Origin of the sequence: Arthrobacter sp. H41 (assembly GCF_000520535.1) — a bacterium.
Taxonomy (GTDB): Bacteria; Actinomycetota; Actinomycetes; order Actinomycetales; family Micrococcaceae; genus Arthrobacter_D.
This window is the reverse complement of sequence record NZ_KI914816.1, coordinates 1789-2665: the sequence shown is the minus strand read 5'-3', so window position 1 is coordinate 2665 and position 877 is coordinate 1789. Positions and strand designations below refer to the sequence as shown.

Sequence of the window (877 nt, the reverse complement as noted above, 5' to 3'; positions counted from 1 at the left end):
TCATCCTGCGCGAACAGCTCCGCCACCTGCTCGGCGAGCCACTGTGCCCGCTCGTTCGTCCAGACGAAGGTGTCCGATACCGCTGAGGCTATGCGCTGTTCGAGCCAGTCGGCGAACTGGTCCCAGGACGGTCCTGGATCCCCCGCGTCGATCGCCGTTTCGGCCTCCCGCTGGATCTTGCGCAGCCGGTCCCGAAGATCGTGTTCCATGTCGGCGATGAGGTCGGTGACGCCGTCGTTCAGGGTTGTCTGCCAGCGCGCCGACCTTTTGCGCTGCCGGTCCGCCTTCGCCTTGGACTCCTCCAGTTCGGCGAGCATGAGCGGAACACCCTCAGGGTTCTCGAGGGCATTGAGTTCCGCCTGAAGCGAGAGCCGGAGGTGCTCGGCAGTGGACAGCAGGTCCTGGGCCACCGAGCGCCGCTGGAGCCGCTCCGCCTTTCCGACGATCTCCTTCCGCAGGTAGCTGACCAAAGCGGGGAACCCGGATTCCTCATTGAGCTCGGCGTCATTGAGTCGGGCGGCGTGCAGTCGCAGATCGGAGGAGACCGGCATGAGGGGCACCTCGGCATACTCCGGGCCCAGATGCGTCAGGTGTGCACGGTCCAGTTCGGCCACCCGGCGCCACTGTGGATAGAGATCGGTCTTGGACAGGACACAGCCGACGTTCGGAACGATCCGCATGGCCTGGCGCAGGAACCGGAGCTCGGGCTCCGTGTATTCCTGGGAAGCGTCGGACACCAGGATCATAGCGTCCGCGGTGGGCAGGGCGGTCAGGGTGGCGAGTGAGTGCGCGGAGTCCAGGCCGCCCACGCCAGGAGAATCGATCAGGGAGAGCCCGTTCGCGAGGATCTTGCGGGGCAGGCAGACCTCCGCGGCAG

The 877-nt window shown here is 66.4% G+C and carries 1 pseudogene; it reads right to left on the bottom strand.

Features of this window, described 5'->3' with window-relative positions:
• A pseudogene (locus tag Y705_RS19820) lies at positions 1–877 on the bottom strand (Isoniazid-inducible protein iniA); the annotation flags it as partial.